Here is a 17,809-nt window from a genome sequence, read left to right as displayed (position 1 = left end):
TTATTATAATTACAGATTTTTTCTTATTGTCCTTTCTTTAATTCGAGCGGCTTTAACATCCGCCTGATGAATCAACCCCGATTCTTTTTGCAAAATCTCTCGTAGGGGGAGAGAGAAATACTCACGCATAAACCGGAATATATCTCGCTGAGTCAGGCCAATATTCATTGAAGAAAAATAAAGCCCAATTAAATCTTTGTCACGCCAGCGAAGGGGAACGTGCTGACGTATCTGCGCGCGATGCAGGTCGATTACGGAGATTTTTAAATCCTCTTCGCGACCAGTGAAAGGTAAATGCAGAAGAAAGTGGCAAATATAACAGTCGCGATGATTAATTCCCCCGGCGTGCATTTTACGTACCATAGTCGCAACACGCTTAATGATCATCCACTTCACCTGCGCGTCCGGTGGATTAACAGCCCAGTCAGCACAGTAGTCTTCAAGGCTAATGGTGGGCGTTAAATCTTCGGTGATAATAAATGATGTTCTGGTTAGCGGGTTTACGCCTTTTTCACCAAAACCAACGCCGTGCATCGTATCAACGCCCAGCTCATGTAGACGATGAATGGCGTGCCATTCTCTGTCAGCGCCCAGAACAGGCATACGTAACGAAATCAGGTTCTTCACAATTTCTTTCAGCGAAGTGCCTTTATGCCACTTCAGGAAGTAGCTTTTGCCGTCCAGCTCAAACCGCAATGTTCGACGCGTCTCCAGCTCTCTGAACACTTCGCCCTGTAACGTTTTCACTTCCTCAAAAGCATCTTTACCGTGCCATAGTGTGGTTAACGGCGCTTTCAGCTCAACCATCTAAATCACCTGTAATAATATCTGCAGCCTTCTCCGGTAAGCTGTATAAATCCTGGGTATCAGCATAATACCGCGCATTTTCAGCCCAGGCGTTGCGTAAGGAAGGCTGTGTCAGCGCTTTGAGTAAAACCTCATTTAGCGCATCCTGGCGAAAAGGTTCAGTCATCGCTTCGCCACAGTTTGCATCCACAATATAATGTGCATAACCGCACACCGCGGTTGTCAGCACCGGCAAACCAGCGGTAATGGCTTCCAGCAAAACAATACCTGCAGCTTCCTGATAGGCTGGATGCAGTAAAAGGTCGGCTGCCGCCATTAACTCCGCGATATCATTACGTCCGGAGAAAAAATGCACATTCGTGCCGACGCCGCTTCTTTCAGCCAGTGCTGCAAACTTCTTCGACTTATCCTGCCCGACAACATAGAGCACCGTATTTTGCCGTAAAGATTCGGGTAGCGATGCCAGCGCTTCAATAGAGCGATCCACACCTTTACGGGTGAAGTCAGACCCTACTTGCAACAGTAATTTTTGCTGTTCTGAGATACCATTTTTCTGACGATAAATTTGACGACTGTTCGGGATCTGTTGGCTATATTTTCTGTCCGGGTAAATCCCCGGAGGAAGAATATGGAAACGCTCCGCTTCAGTCTGATAATGTTTTTGGAAGTCAGCAATCTGCTTATTCGTCAGCATTAATAGTTGCGTCTGCTTGCCGTGTTCAAACGTGGCGCGTTCAAAAGCAGCATAATGCCGATAGCGTGATGTCAGGCGATAGAAAAAACCTTTTTCCTGTGCGACTTTTTCGGCGTAACACACGTCTGCGGCGTAATACACATCAAGGCCTGGCATCTTATTGAACCCAACCACCCGATCGACAGGATGGTCGCGCAAATGGTGTTGCACCCAGGCATAATATTCTGCGTTACGACCGTGGTTCGTCCGGGATTTAACCGGCACGCGGATTAATTCAAAGTTATCCGGGCATTCCCCTTCCCATGACTGAGTATAAACACGAACCTGATGCCCTCGCGCCGCCACGGTTTGGGCAATGCGCATAAAATCACGCTGCAGACCGCCAAAAGGAAAATATTTATATAAGCAAAAGGCAACTCTCATAGCAGGCTGTCCAAATCTATGGTGCGTGCCTCATGCGGCAGCATTTTTTCCGTCGCGGCGATAACATCTTCAGCTGGAATCACGGAAAGGTATTTTTTATTACGATCAAGCTCATGCCGTTCAGGCATCGGCTGATAATTGCCTGCCCAAAACTGAATGATGTCGTCGGTCCAGGGACGCCAGAACACATGATCCGTCGCGCCGAAAAGGCAAATGACCGGCGTTTTGACTGCTGCGGCAATATGACCAGGGGCCGAATCAACGCCGATAAAGAGATCCGCATGGTCAATCAACGCGCCCAATTCAGGAAAGCGAGTTTTACCCGCCAGACCAGTAACCGGTTTTGTCTCACAGCCGCGTGCAATAGCATCCACGCAGGCCATCTCGTCTGCGGCCGGGCCTGACGTCAGTACAACTTGATAACCGCGGCGCTGCACGGCATCAATAACCTGCGAGAATTTATCATTATCCCAGCACTTAAATAGCTGCCGTGCCGTAGGCTGAATAACAACATATTGTCGGGCCACACCAAGTTGTTTGAGCTGTTGTCGCATGTTTTCCCAATGTTCCGGGCGATAGCTCATGGTGGTTTCCGTGACATACTGTTTTAGCGCTAACGGCTTTAGCGCGGATAATGTGCGCTCAACAGCATGTTCTCCCGCATAAGGTACTAAATGCGTAAAGCTTTTTTTCCATAAAGCAGACTGACGATTACCGAAATCCTGCGAGATTTTTATTTTTGCGTTTAAAAAACGCACAATAAGCGCCACGCTCCACTGATCGGTGAGATTGACGACCAGATCATACGAGTTAGCACGCAATTTTTTGATTAGCGATAGCGCGTTTTTGATCTTCTCTTTTGTTCCTGCGCCTTTGTTACTGATGCCGTAGAGTGCATTAATCTCCGGATTTTCCGACAATATCGGTATGGTGTTCTGGTAAAGAAGCACATCGATTTTTGCATCGGGATAATTCTGCTTCAGCGTGCTGATGACAGGAGTGGTAAGTAACATGTCTCCATGAAAACGCATTTTTATAATCAGAATTCTTCGAAATGGCTTTTCCACAAGCGACTCTTTGGTTGAAATTGTCCGGATAAATAAGCAGAAAAAAGCACGCTACCGCCCCAGGCTTCACAGCAACCCGATGGCTAATACCGCACTCATTTTAGATGCGCTAGTGTAACACTTCTTTCGCAGCAATCCGATACGAATAATTTTTATACACAATCATTTTTTTAATCATAAATTCAAAGAGATATTAATTTATCCCTCTCTTGTGAATGGTCATTCCCATTGTCTGGGGCGACAAGGGCGGCAAATTTCAATGGATTGCGTAAAAATGCAAAAATAATGGGGTTCAGCGCCTGGAATCCTCGCTTCTGAGCCAATTTGGCGCAAAAATGGGAAAAGTAATGGTAAAGCCCAGGCTAAATACATAGAATCCCCAGCACATCCATAAGTCAGCTATTTACTATGCTCGAATTGCTTTACACCGCTCTTCTCTACCTTATTCAGCCTCTGATCTGGATACGGCTTTGGGTGCGTGGACGTAAAGCGCCGGCCTATCGTAAGCGCTGGGGTGAACGCTACGGATTCTACCGCCGTCCGTTGAAACCGGGCGGAATCATGCTGCATTCCGTCTCGGTGGGCGAAACTCTGGCGGCCATCCCATTGGTCCGCGCTCTACGTCATCGCTATCCCGATCTGCCTATTACCGTAACGACCATGACGCCGACCGGCTCGGAGCGCGTCCAGTCCGCCTTTGGCAACGATGTTCAGCACGTTTACTTGCCTTATGATTTGCCCGATGCGCTCAATCGTTTCCTCAATGAGATTGATCCTAAGCTGGTATTGATCATGGAGACTGAGCTCTGGCCAAATCTGATTGCTGCGCTGCACAAACGTCATATTCCGCTGGTTATCGCTAATGCGCGGCTTTCCGCCCGCTCCGCCGCGGGTTATGCGAAGCTTGGCAAGTTTGTCCGTACGCTCCTGCGCCGTATCACCCTGATTGCCGCGCAAAACGAAGAAGATGGCGAACGCTTTGTGGCATTGGGCGCGAAGAACAATCAGGTCACGGTCACCGGCAGTCTGAAATTTGATATTTCAGTTACGCCGCAGCTGGCGGCTAAAGCCGTTACGCTACGCCGCCAGTGGGCGCCGCACCGTCCGGTCTGGATTGCCACCAGCACCCACGATGGCGAAGAGAGTATCGTTATCGCCGCTCACCAGGCGTTATTACATCAATTCCCGAATTTATTACTGATTCTGGTGCCCCGCCATCCGGAGCGTTTCCCGGATGCTATCAATCTTGTGCGTCAGGCAGGGTTAAGCTACATCACTCGCTCTTCGGGCGAAGTGCCGTCCGCCAGCACCCAGGTCGTGGTAGGCGATACTATGGGCGAATTAATGTTGCTCTATGGCATTGCCGATCTCGCCTTTGTTGGTGGTTCGCTGGTTGAACGCGGCGGTCATAACCCGCTGGAGGCCGCCGCTCATGCGATTCCGGTACTGATGGGTCCGCATACCTTTAACTTTAAAGATATTTGCGCCCGTCTGGATCAGGCAAGCGGACTTATCACGATTACCGATGCGGCTACGCTGGCAAAAGAAGTTTCCTCTTTACTGACCGACGCTGATTATCGTAATTTCTACGGACGTCACGCAGTTGAAGTGCTGTATCAAAATCAGGGCGCGCTCCAGCGTCTGCTGCAACTGCTGGAACCTTATCTGCCACCGAAAACGCATTGAGGACTGTCATGCAAAAACGGGCGATTTATCCAGGTACGTTTGATCCGATTACTAACGGTCATCTCGATATTGTGACGCGCGCAACGCAGATGTTCGACCATGTCATTCTGGCTATCGCCGCCAGCCCCGGCAAGAAACCCATGTTCACCCTGGACGAACGTGTGGCGCTGGCGCAAAAAGCGACCGCACACCTGGGTAACGTAGAGGTGGTGGGCTTTAGCGACCTGATGGCCAATTTCGCCCGCGACAGACAGGCGAATATCCTGATTCGTGGTCTGCGCGCGGTGGCGGATTTTGAATATGAAATGCAGTTGGCGCATATGAATCGCCATCTGATGCCGCAACTGGAAAGCGTTTTCCTGATGCCGTCCAAAGAGTGGTCGTTTATCTCATCGTCGCTGGTCAAAGAAGTGGCGCGCCATCAGGGCGATGTGACCCACTTTCTGCCGGACAATGTGCATCAGGCGCTAATGGATAAGTTGAAATAAGTATCCTTCCTTGCCGGCCTGGCGTTTTACTTCTGACAGTGACGGCAATAGAACGTCGCACGCTGTGCGTGTTTCGTTGCGACTATCGGCGTACCGCATACCCGACACGGCTCGCCTTTGCGCCCGTACACCTGCAACTCCTGCGCAAAATAGCCCGGTTTCCCATCGCTTTGCAGAAAATCCTTCAGCGTTGTCCCGCCTTGTTCAATAGAGCGCAGCAAAACGGCTTTAATCACCCGTGCCAGCAGGTCGCACTCCTCTGTCGAGAGTGACGACGCCAGGCGGTCAGGGTGAATACCAGCGGCAAACAGCGACTCGCTGGCGTAGATATTCCCCACGCCGACCACCAGCTTGTTATCCATCAGCCAGGGTTTAATCGCCGTCTTCTTCTTCGCGCATTTCTGCCGCAAATATTCGCCATTAAACTCATCGCTTAGCGGCTCCGGTCCCAGATGCACCAGTACGTTATGCCCTTCCAGCTCTTTGGTCCATAACCAGGCGCCAAAGCGGCGAGGATCGGTATAACGTAGAATTTTGCCATTGCTCATCACCAAATCGACATGGTCGTGCTTTTCCGCCGGCAGCGCTTCCGACAGTATCCGCAAGCTTCCCGACATCCCCAGGTGAATAATTATCCAGCCGTCAGGCAGCTCCAGCAGTAGATATTTAGCACGACGCTGAACGCTAAGGACGGGTGTATCGCTCAGACGATAAATTTCGTCTGAAACCGGCCAGCGCAGACGGCCGTTACGGATATGGGCGTGCAGGATAGTAGCGCCAACTAAATGGGGTTCAATACCCCGGCGGCTGGTTTCAACTTCGGGTAATTCAGGCATAACGTCTCCGGCTGTGTGGCAGGTCTCATTAATATGGGGACGGCCAGAAAACAAAAAACCCCGCCGAAGCGAGGTTTTTGTTACATCAAAGCGAGAATTATTTGATTTTCGCTTCTTTGTAGATCACGTGCTGACGGACAACTGGATCGAATTTTTTCAGTTCCAGTTTTTCCGGCTTAGTACGTTTGTTCTTCGTAGTGGTATAGAAGTGACCAGTACCAGCAGAAGAAACCAGCTTGATTTTCTCACGAATACCTTTAGCCATGATTTATTTCCTCTTAGTACTTAGTACTTTTCGCCACGGGCACGCAGTTCAGACAGAACTGTTTCGATGCCTTTTTTATCGATGATACGCATACCTTTAGCAGATACACGCAGGGTGACAAAACGCTTCTCGCTCTCAACCCAGAAACGGTGAGAGTGCAGGTTAGGCAGGAAACGGCGTTTAGTCGCGTTCAGTGCGTGGGAACGGTTGTTACCGGTCACCGGACGCTTGCCAGTAACTTGGCAGACTCGGGACATGTCTATTCTCCAAAAATCAAATTAGCTCGAGCTTCGTATGGGGTATCGGCGCCTCGTCAGGCTTTACAGCCTGGTCATCGCGCAGTTCTATTGAACTCTCGATTGCCAGGCCCAAATGCCAAACCCGAGATTCTCAAAGGTGGCGTAGTATACGCTGACCCGGCGATATGCTCAAGTCCCGAACAGACAAAGATCCCGATGGATCGCGCAAAGAATCTTAAATCCAGCCGCGTTCGGCAAAAGAAACGTACTCTCCGCGCCCAATTATCAGGTGATCGAGCACCCGGATATCCATAAACTGGCAACACTTTATCACGCGCTCAGTGATAAGTTTATCTGCTTTACTTGGCTCTGCGCAGCCTGAAGGGTGGTTATGCGCCAGAATGACCGCTGAAGCATTGAGTTTAATCGCTTCCCGAACAATCTCACGCGGATGCACCTCTACGTGGTTAAGCGTGCCGGAAAACAGGCGGCTGTGCTGAAGCACCCGGTGCTGGGCATCGAGGAAGATCACCAGAAAGATCTCACGCTCTTCGCCCGTCAGTTGGCTTTGCAGAAATTCCCGCGTCATTTCCGGACTCAGCAACGCACTTTCCTTATTCATGCGCACGCTGTAATAGCGCCTTGCCAGCTCAGCAATGCCTTTCAACTGCGCGAATTTCGCCAGGCCGATGCCGTTTACACCGCGAAACTGCGCAAAGTCCGCCGACAGCAGGCCATACAGCGACCCAAAGTGCTGCAATATCTCTTTTGCCAACGTCATAACATCTTTTCCCGGCGTGCCGGTACGTAAAAAAAGCGCCAGCAGCTCCACGTCGCTGAGGGAAGCAATGCCGGATCTGAGCATTTTTTCACGCGGTAATAATTCGTCCAACGTATCCATACGCGCACCTCCTTTTTTAAGGAAGCGGCATAGTGGCACAGCCTTTGGGAGAGATCGACGCCCCGATTTTGTTCTTGCGTAGCGCCTCGCAAAGTGGAGCGCAGGCAAAGACACGACGCCGTAGAGATTGTGATAAAATGGCCGCCTTTCAAAGTCACCCAACAGGAAAGACATGATGAGCCTGGCCGGTAAAAAAATTGTTCTCGGCATTAGCGGCGGTATCGCTGCGTATAAAACGCCGGAGCTGGTGCGCCGTTTACGTGAGCGCGGCGCTGACGTGCGCGTGGCAATGACCGAGGCGGCAAAAGCCTTTATTACCCCCCTGAGCTTACAGGCAGTGTCGGGTTATCCCGTATCCGACAGTCTGCTTGACCCTGCCGCTGAAGCCGCGATGGGGCATATCGAGTTGGGGAAATGGGCCGACCTGGTGATTCTTGCCCCCGCGACCGCCGATCTGATCGCCCGTGTAGCATCGGGTATGGCTAATGATTTAGTCTCCACCATCTGCCTGGCGACGCCAGCCCCGGTGGCCGTTCTTCCGGCCATGAACCAACAGATGTACCGCGCTGCTGCCACGCAACATAATCTGGAGGTGCTCGCCTCTCGCGGCCTGTTCATTTGGGGGCCGGATAGCGGCAGTCAGGCGTGCGGCGATGTAGGCCCAGGCCGAATGCTGGACCCATTAGTTATCGTTGATAAGGCCGCCGCGCATTTCGCTGCCGTCAACGATCTGCGACATCTTAATATCATGATTACGGCAGGCCCGACGCGCGAACCGCTCGACCCGGTGCGTTATATTTCCAACCACAGCTCAGGTAAAATGGGCTTCGCTATTGCGGCGGCCGCAGCGCGTCGCGGCGCAAATGTCACGCTGGTCTCCGGTCCCGTTTCGTTACCAACGCCGCCTTTTGTAAAACGGGTTGATGTCATAACCGCGCTGGACATGGAAGCCGCTGTTCAGGCCGCCGTTCAACAGCAGCATATTTTCATTAGCTGCGCCGCCGTGGCTGACTATCGCGCAGAGACTATCGCCAGTGAAAAAATCAAAAAACAGGCGGCGCAAGGTGATGAATTACTAATAAAAATGGTCAAAAACCCGGACATTGTCGCCGGGGTGGCCGCGCTCAGTGACAATCGACCCTATGTTGTTGGGTTTGCCGCGGAAACGAATAATGTGGAAGAATACGCCCGGCAAAAACGTATCCGTAAGAACCTTGACCTGATTTGTGCAAATGATGTTTCTCTTTCAAATCAGGGATTTAATAGCGATAAAAACGCTTTACACCTTTTCTGGCAGGATGGAGATAAAGTCTTACCGCTTGAGCGAAAAGAACTCCTGGGCCAATTATTACTCGACGAGATCGTGACCCGTTATGATGAAAAAAATCGACGTTAAGATTCTGGACCCGCGTGTTGGTCAGCAGTTTCCGCTGCCGACTTATGCTACTTCTGGTTCTGCCGGGCTTGACCTGCGCGCCTGTCTCGACGACGCCGTAGAACTGGCGCCTGGCGCAACAACGTTGGTGCCTACCGGACTGGCCATTCATATCGCCGATCCATCACTGGCGGCAGTCATGTTGCCGCGTTCGGGCCTGGGCCATAAACATGGTATCGTGCTGGGTAACCTGGTCGGGCTGATTGATTCCGATTATCAGGGGCAGCTGATGGTTTCGATCTGGAACCGTGGTCAGGACAGTTTTACCATTGAACCGGGCGAACGTATCGCGCAAATGGTGTTTGTTCCGGTCGTTCAGGCCGAATTTAATCTGGTGGAAGCATTTGACGCCACCGAACGTGGCGAGGGCGGCTTCGGTCATTCTGGCCGTAAGTAAATTTTACGCATCCCCATAACGTCATAATACTGCCGCAAGCGCTGAGTTTGCGGTTATAGCGTGGGTGCTCGCCTGGCAAGTGCTTATTTTCAGGGGTATTTTGTAACATGGCAGAAAAACAAACTGCGAAAAGGAATCGTCGCGAAGAAATACTTCAGTCACTGGCGCTGATGCTTGAATCCAGCGATGGAAGCCAACGCATCACGACGGCAAAACTGGCGGCCTCGGTCGGCGTTTCCGAAGCGGCGCTATACCGCCATTTTCCCAGCAAGACCCGCATGTTCGATAGCCTGATTGAGTTTATCGAAGATAGTCTGATTACCCGTATCAATCTGATTTTAAAAGATGAAAAAAACACCAGCACGCGTTTGCGCCTGATTGTGTTGCTGATTCTGGGTTTTGGCGAACGCAACCCTGGCCTGACGCGCATTCTTACCGGGCACGCGCTGATGTTTGAACAGGATCGCCTGCAGGGGCGCATTAATCAGCTTTTTGAACGCATCGAAGCGCAGCTCCGCCAGGTGCTACGAGAAAAAAGAATGCGTGAAGGCGAAGGCTACACGACGGATGAAAATCTGCTGGCAAGCCAACTGTTAGCCTTCTGTGAAGGTATGCTTTCACGGTTCGTGCGTAGCGAATTTAAATACCGCCCAACGGACGATTTCGACGCCCGCTGGCCGCTCATTGCCGCTCAGCTACAGTAACGCTGACTGGATAGAGGCTCACGCCTTATCCAGGCGAAAGAAACATAGGCCCGGTAAAGCGCCACCGGGCAATTCGCTTACACGCCAAATTCTTCCCGGTATGCTCGCACAGCCGCCAGATGCTCAGCCATATCAGGTTTTTCTTCCAGATAGGCAATCAGGTCTTTCAGCGTAATGATGGAGATAACCTTACAACCATAGTCGCGCTCCACTTCCTGAATCGCGGAAATCTCGCCGCGGCCACGTTCCTGACGATCCAGCGAAATCAGTACGCCAGCCAGCGTAGCCCCGTGCGCCTGAATAATCTCCATAGACTCGCGAATCGCCGTACCTGCGGTAATCACGTCATCCACCAGCATCACGCGGCCCTGTAGCGCGCTGCCCACCAGACTCCCGCCTTCGCCATGATCTTTTGCCTCTTTGCGGTTAAAGCAGTACGGCAGGTCTTTATCGTGATGTTCCGCCAGCGCAACCGCCGTCGTCGTCGCGATCGGAATACCTTTGTACGCAGGGCCAAACAGCAGATCAAATTCAATACCGGAATCCACCAACGCTTCGGCATAAAAACGGCCTAACAACGCCAGGTCGCGCCCGGTATTAAACAGCCCGGCGTTGAAGAAATAGGGGCTTTTGCGCCCGGATTTCAGCGTAAACTCGCCAAACTTTAGTACCTGCTTGTTAAGCGCAAACTCAATAAACTGGCGCTGATACGGTTTCATGGATTCGCTCCTTTTCTTACTTTCATCATTTACGAAATTTACGGACAAAAAAAAGGCGACTTTTCAGTCGCCTTAAAATCAATTTTCTAACGCCGCCTTCTGCGTCGCCACAATGGATTCAATTCCCCCTCGGGCCAGCGCCAACAAAGTGAGAAGTTCTTCATGGCTGAACGGCTCGCCTTCCGCGGTACCCTGTACTTCAATAATGCGGCCGTCTTCAGTCATCACGACGTTCATGTCGGTTTCTGCGGCGGAATCTTCAACATATTCCAGATCGCAGATCGCTTCGCCGTTAACGATGCCTACGGAAACCGCCGCCACCATGCCTTTCATCGGGTTGGTTTTCAGCTTACCGTTGGCAACCAATTTATTCAGCGCATCCGCCAACGCCACGCAGGCGCCGGTAATAGACGCTGTACGCGTACCGCCATCGGCCTGGATTACATCGCAGTCCAGCGTAATGGTAAATTCGCCGAGCGTTTTCAGATCGACCGCCGCACGCAGCGCACGCGCGATCAAACGCTGAATTTCCATAGTACGACCGCCCTGCTTACCCTTTGCCGCTTCGCGCGCGTTACGGGTATGGGTAGCGCGAGGCAACATGCCATACTCTGCGGTGATCCACCCCTGGCCTTGTCCTTTCAGAAAACGTGGGACACCTTCTTCAATGGAGGCGGTACACAACACTTTGGTATCTCCAAATTCGACCAGTACCGAGCCTTCAGCGTGTTTTGTATAGTTACGGGTCAGGGTTACGGGACGCACCTGATTAGCGCTACGGCCTGCTGGACGCATATTGAGATCTCCGGCTTAAAACGAATGTGGCTGCGCATTATACGGACTTCCGATGGTTATTCCTATCCTGACAAGGCCTGGATAGCTATAATCCCCTCATCTCTCCTTTAAAAACGGGAACATCTATGATCCGCAGTATGACCGCCTACGCCCGGCGTGAAATCAAGGGTGAATGGGGTAGCGCGACCTGGGAAATGCGCTCGGTAAACCAGCGTTATCTGGAAACTTACTTTCGTCTGCCGGAACAGTTCCGTAGTCTTGAACCCGTCGTGCGCGAACGCATTCGTACACGCCTGACGCGTGGCAAAGTCGAATGTATGCTGCGTTTTGAACCCGATGCCAGCGCGCAAGGCGAGCTTATTCTGAATGAAAAGCTCGCGAAACAATTAGTTAGCGCCGCAAACTGGGTCAAAATGCAGAGCGACGAAGGGGAAATCAATCCGGTTGATATTTTGCGCTGGCCAGGTGTCATGGCGGCGCAAGAGCAGGATCTGGACGCGATTGCCGCAGAAATTTTAGCCGCGCTGGACGGTACGCTGGATGACTTTATCGTCGCGCGCGAAACGGAAGGCCAGGCGCTGAAAGCGCTGATTGAACAACGGCTGGAAGGCGTCAGCGCCGAAGTAGCGAAAGTCCGCGCGCATATGCCGGAAATCCTGCAATGGCAGCGTGAACGCCTGGTCGCGAAGCTGGAAGATGCTCAGGTCCAGTTGGAAAACAACCGTCTGGAGCAAGAGCTGGTGATGATGGCGCAGCGCATTGATGTGGCGGAAGAGCTGGATCGTCTGGAAGCGCACGTCAAAGAGACTTACAACATTCTGAAGAAAAAAGAGGCGGTAGGTCGCCGTCTGGACTTCATGATGCAAGAATTTAACCGTGAGTCGAACACCCTGGCCTCCAAATCCATCAACGCTGATGTAACTAACTCCGCTATTGAATTAAAAGTGTTGATCGAGCAAATGCGCGAGCAAATCCAGAATATTGAATAATTCTGGCGCTCAATATGTCACAGAGCCCGCCTTATGCGGGCTCTCGCGTTTATCGGTAGTACATTTTTAATTTCCGGCGAATAGCGTCGATAAGGCGCCGCTTCCACTCTACCGTTGAAGCCCGATACTGCATAAAAATAGCGCCTTCCGCCTGCTCCCCGGCAAGCGGCAGGACAAAAAGACCGCGCTTATCGGATAAATTTTCATACCAGGGGCGCGGTACAATCGCCATTAGCGGCGCCGACTGGACAGCAGGCGCCAGTTGACTGTAATCATGACAAACAAACGCCAGCGGACGTTCAAACCCGGCACGAGCCTGCTGCCTGTCCAGTTCGTTGTTCTCTTTTGTCCACGGCAAACAGTAAATGTGTTGATAATGCTGTAGATCAGCAAAATTCAACGCTGTGGCATTCTCCAGACGTGAACGCAATGGCGCGCCATAAACCGCGATCAAACGCGTAGTCCCCACCCGCTCGTAATGCAGAGCGCTTACCTGCTTTTGATGGTCGCCAATTGCCAGCACCAAATCAACCGAGCTATCCAACAGTTCATCACGCCAGGGTCGGCGGGCAAAAGGAAGGCACTCGATCACCGCCTGATGAAGATGACCTTTCTCTGCGAGAACGGGCGTAAGCAGCGCGTTCAATGCGGGAGGAAGTACCACCCGAAAACAACGGGAGCCGTTCTCTTTATCGCCAAACAGCTCCTCATTAAGCGAAACAAACACAGGCGCCAATTTGTCACGCAGCGCCTGCGCATAAGGCGTAGGAATCTGGCGGTTCCCTTCCCGTCGAAACAACGGATCGTTTAGCGCATCGCGCAATCTCATTAACGCATGACTTACCGCAGAAGGCGACAAAGCCAGCTTTTGCGCCGTTTTCCCCGTAGAGCTCGTCTCCAGCAGCACATAGAGTACTTTTAACAGGTTCATATCCATTTGCAGCAAGTTCATTAAACGTCTCTCTTATTGAACCTGGCTAAATTACTGCCAGGTATACTGCGGGCGCTTCAATCAGGAGAACATTATGAATCGCTATGCATTATTCTTTGTATGTATATTTTCAACATCAGCACTTCCTGCCATGGCGGCATTAGATCTTTCACAACCGTTATCACCCGCGCCTCCGTTATCACTGTTTAAAGCGTGGGCTAAGCCTATAAAGCCGTTTCAAATCACAGAAGGCGTGTGGTATGTCGGCACGGAAAATCTCTCTTCTATTCTGCTGACCACCCCGGCAGGGCATATTCTTATTGATGCGGGGCTGGATGAAAGCGCACCGCAAATTAAAGCGAATATTGAAGCGGCAGGATTCCGCCTCACAGACATACGCTATCTATTGAACAGCCATGCGCGGCTGGATCAAGCGGGGGGCATGGCACGTTTGAAAGCGTGGAGCGGCGCACAATTGGTCGCCAGCCAACCCAACGCCGATCAGATGGCGAGGGGTGGACGAGAGGATTTTGCGCTTGGCGATGCGCTCCCCTTTCCGCCCGTCACCACTGATAAAATTATCCACAACCAGGAAAGCATCAGCCTCGGAGGGATAACCGTGACAGCGCTATTCACGCCTGGACATCTGCCCGGCTCAACTTCCTGGCGCGTAACGCTCCGCAACGGCAAGACGCTAATTTACGCAGATAGTCTCGCCACACCTGACTATCTGCTGATTAACAACAAAAATTACCCTGACCTGGTTACTGATATACAGAGTAGCTTTAAGACACTGGCCGCCCAGCATGTTGATATCTTTATTGCCAACAAAGGTGACCGCTTCGGGCTACTGGAGAAACGACAGCAACTTCGCAACGGCGATACACAGGCATTCTTTGATTCCAATGGCTTGCAACAGTATGTGGAACGCTCGCGCCAGCGCTTCATCACACAACTTACCGCACAGCAGCCACAATGAAATGACTCACTGGCGGCGCGTCCAGGGCGCCGTTCTTTTAAATTATCTAAGTCAAAACAGAAAAACCTCGCATACAATAAACCACAAAAATGATGTACAATTTATTGATATTTATAATAAATGATTATTAATCATAAATTTAAAATCATTAATAAAATTTATTAATCGCGTAATGCCTTAGAAAATCTCAATCGTGATACAGCGCACAAATCGTTAATCTTCGCCCCCAGTAAATTAGGGGGAAATCATGCTGTTGCACGTTCTTTATTTAATTGGCATCACTGCCGAGGCCATGACGGGCGCACTCGCTGCGGGTCGTCGTCGCATGGATACATTCGGCGTAATTATTATTGCTACCGCCACCGCCATTGGTGGAGGCTCGGTTCGCGACATTCTGCTCGGTCACTATCCGCTGGGTTGGGTGAAGCATCCCGAATATGTCATTATTGTGGCGACTGCCGCTGTATTGACCACCATTGTTGCCCCCGTCATGCCCTATTTACGCAAGCTTTTCCTGGTACTTGACGCGCTGGGGTTGGTGGTTTTCTCTATTATTGGCGCTCAGATAGCCCTTGATATGGGCGAAGGGCCAATTATCGCCGTGGTAGCCGCCGTCACTACCGGCGTCTTTGGCGGCGTGCTCCGCGATATGTTCTGCAAACGCATTCCACTGGTGTTTCAAAAAGAGCTATATGCCGGCATTTCGTTCGCCTCGGCGGTGCTCTATATTGCGCTGCAACATTACGTCATGAATCCGGATGTCGTCGTTATCTCTACGTTACTGTTTGGCTTTACAGCAAGGTTATTAGCGCTACGTCTTAAACTTGGCCTGCCGGTATTTTATTACCGCCATGAAGGGCACTAAGACCCAAATCCGGGAATATGCTGAGCAGCCAGCCATCTGCTCAGCGTTTTGATCTGCGGATTATTCCGCCAGTCGATGACTCTCCCGGCACGGCGCTCGCCCGTCGCTGGCAACTGCCGCCAGTGTTGCTCTGTTCGCATTAATAACTGCTCCCATGAGCGATCGCCGCTGGCCTGTAATGCGGCCTGCGTTAAGGGGATATCCATCGCCATGATCCAGCGGGTAAACGGCTGCCGGCGCGCCAGGTTAAATTGCCGCCATATCTGCTCACTTTTTCCTTTAGCAAAGCCTGGCGTGTTGGCTATTTGCGCTGACGTCAGGGCAAGCCAGGAGAAGATATGCTCAAAGCGATGCGTCTGATGCAAAGCCCGCCAGCTGGCTTCACCCATTCCGTCCAGACCCAACGCCGACCGTGACCCCAGCCATACCAGCCTGGAGATAAACTGTTCCTGACACGTTGCCGACGCGTAAAAGCAGGTCAGCGAGTTGAAATGGCTATCAGGCGGTACAGGCTTACTCCGCTCACGACTCCGCCAGACGACCTCATCAAGCCGGGGAATGCCTTGCCCCGCCAGACTCACCAGGATCTGATCGCCCGGCGCGATATCCCACGCTTCCCAACGCTTCACAGAACCGATATTGACCCGCTGAACCCGCTTATCATCCAATATAACGGGGACAAGCGACGCTACTACGGTAATTTTGCCGCTTTTCCCCACCGAGAACTGAATAGCGCTCACTTGCGCGACCTGCGCTACTGGCGGATATTTCCATGCTGCCAGCCAGTCGCCCTGCCCGGGTCGCCAGTGTTGTGACGCAGGTTCTTTAGTCATGCGTATCACTACGCCATCCGTTACAAAGGGTAATGCTGACGTCAGCCATGACTGGCGCGCCCGCTCGACCTCGCTGGCATTTTTTACCGCCAGGGAATATTTCTTCGTCAGACTGAATCCAGCCTTAGCAAGTTGGCTTAATCTTTCGGGCATATTTGCCGGACCGTCCGGCCACGCCCAAATAAAAATACCCAACGAATTTAGCGCGGAGGCGTTATCCTGGCGCATTAACATTCCTGCGACTTTCGAGCGCGCATTCATCCCGCCCATCCGTTGCTGGATATGCCCCTCGCGCTGTAGAAAGATTTCGCCCTGCAACACCGCGTTAGCTAGCGCGCCTTGTGTTGTCTGCGGTATAGAGGGGATCAGGCGAATTTTTGGCGTCCAGTCCTCGCCTTGTAGTCCGTTACCCCGGCTGATAGCCCTGGTCAGTTTACCGTTTTGATAAACCAGCGTTACCGCTACACCATCCACTTTTGGCTGTACCCAAAGCTCGCTGCGCCCGCGCATCCACTGTTCTACCGCCTGTCGGTCCGCGAGTTTACGTACGCCCGTGTGCGCAACAGGGTGCATTGTTGTACCGTTTAACGGCGGTGAAACCGGAGTAGATGAAACATCCTGACCAACACAGCGTTGCCACTGAACCAGCCTTGCGCTGAGTTGGTCGTACACACTATCGTCAACCGCGCTAACCCCTTGTTTCCAGTAGATGTCATTCCAGTCAGCGAGCTGTTGCTGTAAACGGGCGATTTCTTCAGCGGCCCTTGCTGGCGGCCAGGCCGGGCAAAGCGCCCCACTCTGCGAATGCCACAATAAAATTCCCCACGCCATACTTTTCCATAATCTCATCACGACCTCCTGCGCACATTGCCCGGCAGGTATAGCGCTTTAGTGAATAAAAACCGACAGGTAAAAATGCATCATCCGAGCCACTTTCCAGATTTTTTGGTGGGTTGCTGCAACGACGCGATAAAAGCGGAAAAAGGGACGCAAAATGCAATAATCTGGCGCAAAAAGTGTGACAAAGACTACGTCGCATAACGGCGATGTGTATAATAAGCCCGTATCAAGGCTCTATTTCGATAATCACAGACGTAAGATACTCATGGCTCAAGGTACGCTTTATATTGTTTCTGCCCCCAGTGGCGCGGGTAAATCCAGCCTGATTCAGGCTTTATTAAAAACCCAACCGTTGTATGACACTCAGGTTTCCGTTTCACATACCACGCGCGCGCCGCGTCCGGGTGAAGTGCACGGTGAGCACTATTTCTTTGTAAATCATGATGAGTTTAAAACCATGATTGGCAGGGAGGCGTTTCTGGAGCACGCGGAAGTGTTTGGCAATTACTACGGCACTTCGCGCGAAACCATTGAGCAAGTGCTGGCAACCGGCGTTGATGTTTTTCTGGATATCGACTGGCAGGGCGCCCAGCAAATTCGCGAAAAGATGCCGCAAGCACGCAGCATTTTTATTTTGCCGCCGTCAAAGATCGAATTGGATCGCCGTTTACGCGGCCGCGGGCAAGATAGCGAAGAAGTCATTGCCAAACGAATGGCGCAAGCGGTTGCAGAAATGAGCCATTACGCCGAATATGATTATCTTATTGTGAATGACGACTTTGATACCGCGTTAAGCGACTTGAAAACCATCATTCGCGCTGAACGTCTGCGTATGAGCCGCCAAAAGCAGCGTCATGACGCTTTAATCAGCAAATTGTTGGCAGACTGAACCCACTTTCAGTATCATGCCCAGTCA

General features: G+C 51.7%; 20 protein-coding genes. 9 read left to right on the top strand and 11 right to left on the bottom strand.

What is annotated here, in order from left to right; all coding sequences use genetic code 11:
- Nucleotides 1-9: 9 nt before the first annotated feature.
- The 3 genes from rfaP to rfaQ are packed head-to-tail and all read right to left on the bottom strand — an operon-like array spanning nucleotide 10 to nucleotide 2,991.
- Nucleotides 10-807 (bottom strand): lipopolysaccharide core heptose(I) kinase RfaP, encoded by a 798-nt coding sequence (rfaP, locus tag NBA72_RS08440; RefSeq protein WP_023225111.1) that lies wholly within the window; start codon nucleotides 805-807, stop codon nucleotides 10-12.
- A complete protein-coding gene (locus tag NBA72_RS08435) occupies nucleotides 800-1,924 on the bottom strand; it encodes a glycosyltransferase family 4 protein (RefSeq protein ID WP_042948561.1) in 1,125 nt (374 codons plus the stop codon). The genes rfaP and NBA72_RS08435 overlap by 8 nt, the downstream gene beginning before the upstream one ends.
- Nucleotides 1,921-2,991 carry a lipopolysaccharide core heptosyltransferase RfaQ gene (gene rfaQ / locus NBA72_RS08430; RefSeq protein ID WP_001521713.1) on the bottom strand — a complete coding sequence of 357 codons (1,071 nt, stop codon included), beginning with the start codon at nucleotides 2,989-2,991 and terminating at the stop codon, nucleotides 1,921-1,923. Before rfaQ ends, NBA72_RS08435 begins: the two co-directional genes overlap by 4 nt.
- 408 nt (nucleotides 2,992-3,399) lie before the next feature.
- On the opposite strand from rfaQ, the gene waaA reads away from it, so the two are divergent.
- Both waaA and coaD read left to right on the top strand, forming a co-directional pair.
- A complete protein-coding gene (gene waaA / locus NBA72_RS08425) occupies nucleotides 3,400-4,677 on the top strand; it encodes a lipid IV(A) 3-deoxy-D-manno-octulosonic acid transferase (RefSeq protein WP_000891580.1) in 1,278 nt (425 codons plus the stop codon).
- Between the two features lie 8 nt (nucleotides 4,678-4,685).
- Nucleotides 4,686-5,165 (top strand): pantetheine-phosphate adenylyltransferase, encoded by a 480-nt coding sequence (gene coaD / locus NBA72_RS08420; protein WP_001171884.1) that lies wholly within the window; start codon nucleotides 4,686-4,688, stop codon nucleotides 5,163-5,165.
- Between the two features lie 26 nt (nucleotides 5,166-5,191).
- Here the strand turns inward: coaD and mutM are convergent, their stop codons facing one another.
- From mutM to radC, 4 genes are all read right to left on the bottom strand, one after another.
- The gene (gene mutM / locus NBA72_RS08415) at nucleotides 5,192-6,001 is read right to left on the bottom strand and encodes a bifunctional DNA-formamidopyrimidine glycosylase/DNA-(apurinic or apyrimidinic site) lyase (protein ID WP_042948563.1); all 810 of its coding nucleotides are present in this window, start codon (nucleotides 5,999-6,001) and stop codon (nucleotides 5,192-5,194) included.
- Nucleotides 6,002-6,098: 97 nt separating this feature from the next.
- The gene (rpmG, locus tag NBA72_RS08410; protein WP_001051798.1) at nucleotides 6,099-6,266 is read right to left on the bottom strand and encodes a 50S ribosomal protein L33; all 168 of its coding nucleotides are present in this window, start codon (nucleotides 6,264-6,266) and stop codon (nucleotides 6,099-6,101) included.
- 20 nt (nucleotides 6,267-6,286) lie between these two features.
- Nucleotides 6,287-6,523: a 50S ribosomal protein L28 gene (gene rpmB, locus NBA72_RS08405; RefSeq protein WP_001519051.1), complete on the bottom strand. Its 237-nt coding sequence runs from the start codon at nucleotides 6,521-6,523 to the stop codon at nucleotides 6,287-6,289.
- 217 nt (nucleotides 6,524-6,740) lie between these two features.
- Nucleotides 6,741-7,406 carry a RadC family protein gene (gene radC / locus NBA72_RS08400; RefSeq protein WP_042948565.1) on the bottom strand — a complete coding sequence of 222 codons (666 nt, stop codon included), beginning with the start codon at nucleotides 7,404-7,406 and terminating at the stop codon, nucleotides 6,741-6,743.
- Between the two features lie 175 nt (nucleotides 7,407-7,581).
- On the opposite strand from radC, the gene coaBC reads away from it, so the two are divergent.
- From coaBC to slmA, 3 genes are all read left to right on the top strand, one after another.
- The gene (coaBC, locus tag NBA72_RS08395) at nucleotides 7,582-8,802 is read left to right on the top strand and encodes a bifunctional phosphopantothenoylcysteine decarboxylase/phosphopantothenate--cysteine ligase CoaBC (RefSeq protein WP_000050107.1); all 1,221 of its coding nucleotides are present in this window, start codon (nucleotides 7,582-7,584) and stop codon (nucleotides 8,800-8,802) included.
- The gene (gene dut, locus NBA72_RS08390; RefSeq protein WP_000976078.1) at nucleotides 8,780-9,238 is read left to right on the top strand and encodes a dUTP diphosphatase; all 459 of its coding nucleotides are present in this window, start codon (nucleotides 8,780-8,782) and stop codon (nucleotides 9,236-9,238) included. Before coaBC ends, dut begins: the two co-directional genes overlap by 23 nt.
- 107 nt (nucleotides 9,239-9,345) lie before the next feature.
- Nucleotides 9,346-9,942 carry a nucleoid occlusion factor SlmA gene (slmA, locus tag NBA72_RS08385; RefSeq protein ID WP_000818607.1) on the top strand — a complete coding sequence of 199 codons (597 nt, stop codon included), beginning with the start codon at nucleotides 9,346-9,348 and terminating at the stop codon, nucleotides 9,940-9,942.
- Nucleotides 9,943-10,019: 77 nt separating this feature from the next.
- Here slmA and pyrE read toward each other — a convergent pair whose 3' ends face one another.
- Complete coding sequence (gene pyrE, locus NBA72_RS08380) at nucleotides 10,020-10,661, bottom strand: orotate phosphoribosyltransferase (protein WP_000806167.1); 642 nt, start codon at nucleotides 10,659-10,661, stop codon at nucleotides 10,020-10,022.
- Between the two features lie 78 nt (nucleotides 10,662-10,739).
- On the bottom strand, nucleotides 10,740-11,456 hold the full coding sequence (rph, locus tag NBA72_RS08375) for a ribonuclease PH (protein WP_001247078.1): 717 nt from the start codon (nucleotides 11,454-11,456) through the stop codon (nucleotides 10,740-10,742).
- A 125-nt stretch (nucleotides 11,457-11,581) separates the two neighbouring features.
- Here rph and NBA72_RS08370 point away from each other — a divergent pair, with 125 nt between their 5' ends.
- Nucleotides 11,582-12,445, top strand: a complete 864-nt coding sequence (locus NBA72_RS08370; RefSeq protein ID WP_000621352.1) for a YicC/YloC family endoribonuclease — start codon at nucleotides 11,582-11,584, stop codon at nucleotides 12,443-12,445.
- A gap of 49 nt (nucleotides 12,446-12,494) precedes the next feature.
- Here the strand turns inward: NBA72_RS08370 and NBA72_RS08365 are convergent, their stop codons facing one another.
- Nucleotides 12,495-13,397, bottom strand: a complete 903-nt coding sequence (locus NBA72_RS08365; protein WP_023242056.1) for a LysR family transcriptional regulator — start codon at nucleotides 13,395-13,397, stop codon at nucleotides 12,495-12,497.
- A gap of 73 nt (nucleotides 13,398-13,470) precedes the next feature.
- On the opposite strand from NBA72_RS08365, the gene NBA72_RS08360 reads away from it, so the two are divergent.
- Together NBA72_RS08360 and NBA72_RS08355 are read left to right on the top strand one after the other, a co-directional pair.
- Nucleotides 13,471-14,355, top strand: coding sequence for an HARLDQ motif MBL-fold protein (locus tag NBA72_RS08360; RefSeq protein WP_042948567.1), 885 nt, complete (start codon nucleotides 13,471-13,473; stop codon nucleotides 14,353-14,355).
- A gap of 247 nt (nucleotides 14,356-14,602) precedes the next feature.
- Nucleotides 14,603-15,220, top strand: a complete 618-nt coding sequence (locus NBA72_RS08355; protein WP_000924334.1) for a trimeric intracellular cation channel family protein — start codon at nucleotides 14,603-14,605, stop codon at nucleotides 15,218-15,220.
- Here the strand turns inward: NBA72_RS08355 and ligB are convergent.
- Nucleotides 15,217-16,902 carry an NAD-dependent DNA ligase LigB gene (ligB, locus tag NBA72_RS08350; protein ID WP_042948568.1) on the bottom strand — a complete coding sequence of 562 codons (1,686 nt, stop codon included), beginning with the start codon at nucleotides 16,900-16,902 and terminating at the stop codon, nucleotides 15,217-15,219. The genes NBA72_RS08355 and ligB overlap by 4 nt on opposite strands.
- 256 nt (nucleotides 16,903-17,158) lie before the next feature.
- On the opposite strand from ligB, the gene gmk reads away from it, so the two are divergent.
- Nucleotides 17,159-17,782 carry a guanylate kinase gene (gene gmk, locus NBA72_RS08345; protein WP_000046966.1) on the top strand — a complete coding sequence of 208 codons (624 nt, stop codon included), beginning with the start codon at nucleotides 17,159-17,161 and terminating at the stop codon, nucleotides 17,780-17,782.
- The last annotated feature ends 27 nt before the right edge of the window (nucleotides 17,783-17,809 follow it).

Origin of the sequence: Salmonella sp. NW1250 (genome assembly GCF_051812965.1) — a bacterium.
Lineage (GTDB): Bacteria > Pseudomonadota > Gammaproteobacteria > Enterobacterales > Enterobacteriaceae > Salmonella > Salmonella enterica.
Note: the sequence above shows the minus strand (reverse complement) of the source record. Positions and strands in the feature narration are given on the sequence as shown.

Coding starts and splice junctions, on each gene's coding strand:
- rfaP (WP_023225111.1), bottom strand. CDS start 807: ATGGTTGAGCTGAAAGCGCCGTTAACCACACTATGGCACGGTAAAGAT.
- NBA72_RS08435 (WP_042948561.1), bottom strand. CDS start 1,924: ATGAGAGTTGCCTTTTGCTTATATAAATATTTTCCTTTTGGCGGTCTG.
- waaA (WP_000891580.1), top strand. CDS start 3,400: ATGCTCGAATTGCTTTACACCGCTCTTCTCTACCTTATTCAGCCTCTG.
- coaD (WP_001171884.1), top strand. CDS start 4,686: ATGCAAAAACGGGCGATTTATCCAGGTACGTTTGATCCGATTACTAAC.
- mutM (WP_042948563.1), bottom strand. CDS start 6,001: ATGCCTGAATTACCCGAAGTTGAAACCAGCCGCCGGGGTATTGAACCC.
- rpmG (WP_001051798.1), bottom strand. CDS start 6,266: ATGGCTAAAGGTATTCGTGAGAAAATCAAGCTGGTTTCTTCTGCTGGT.
- rpmB (WP_001519051.1), bottom strand. CDS start 6,523: ATGTCCCGAGTCTGCCAAGTTACTGGCAAGCGTCCGGTGACCGGTAAC.
- radC (WP_042948565.1), bottom strand. CDS start 7,406: ATGGATACGTTGGACGAATTATTACCGCGTGAAAAAATGCTCAGATCC.
- coaBC (WP_000050107.1), top strand. CDS start 7,582: ATGAGCCTGGCCGGTAAAAAAATTGTTCTCGGCATTAGCGGCGGTATC.
- dut (WP_000976078.1), top strand. CDS start 8,780: ATGATGAAAAAAATCGACGTTAAGATTCTGGACCCGCGTGTTGGTCAG.
- slmA (WP_000818607.1), top strand. CDS start 9,346: ATGGCAGAAAAACAAACTGCGAAAAGGAATCGTCGCGAAGAAATACTT.
- pyrE (WP_000806167.1), bottom strand. CDS start 10,661: ATGAAACCGTATCAGCGCCAGTTTATTGAGTTTGCGCTTAACAAGCAG.
- rph (WP_001247078.1), bottom strand. CDS start 11,456: ATGCGTCCAGCAGGCCGTAGCGCTAATCAGGTGCGTCCCGTAACCCTG.
- NBA72_RS08370 (WP_000621352.1), top strand. CDS start 11,582: ATGATCCGCAGTATGACCGCCTACGCCCGGCGTGAAATCAAGGGTGAA.
- NBA72_RS08365 (WP_023242056.1), bottom strand. CDS start 13,397: ATGAACTTGCTGCAAATGGATATGAACCTGTTAAAAGTACTCTATGTG.
- NBA72_RS08360 (WP_042948567.1), top strand. CDS start 13,471: ATGAATCGCTATGCATTATTCTTTGTATGTATATTTTCAACATCAGCA.
- NBA72_RS08355 (WP_000924334.1), top strand. CDS start 14,603: ATGCTGTTGCACGTTCTTTATTTAATTGGCATCACTGCCGAGGCCATG.
- ligB (WP_042948568.1), bottom strand. CDS start 16,902: ATGAGATTATGGAAAAGTATGGCGTGGGGAATTTTATTGTGGCATTCG.
- gmk (WP_000046966.1), top strand. CDS start 17,159: ATGGCTCAAGGTACGCTTTATATTGTTTCTGCCCCCAGTGGCGCGGGT.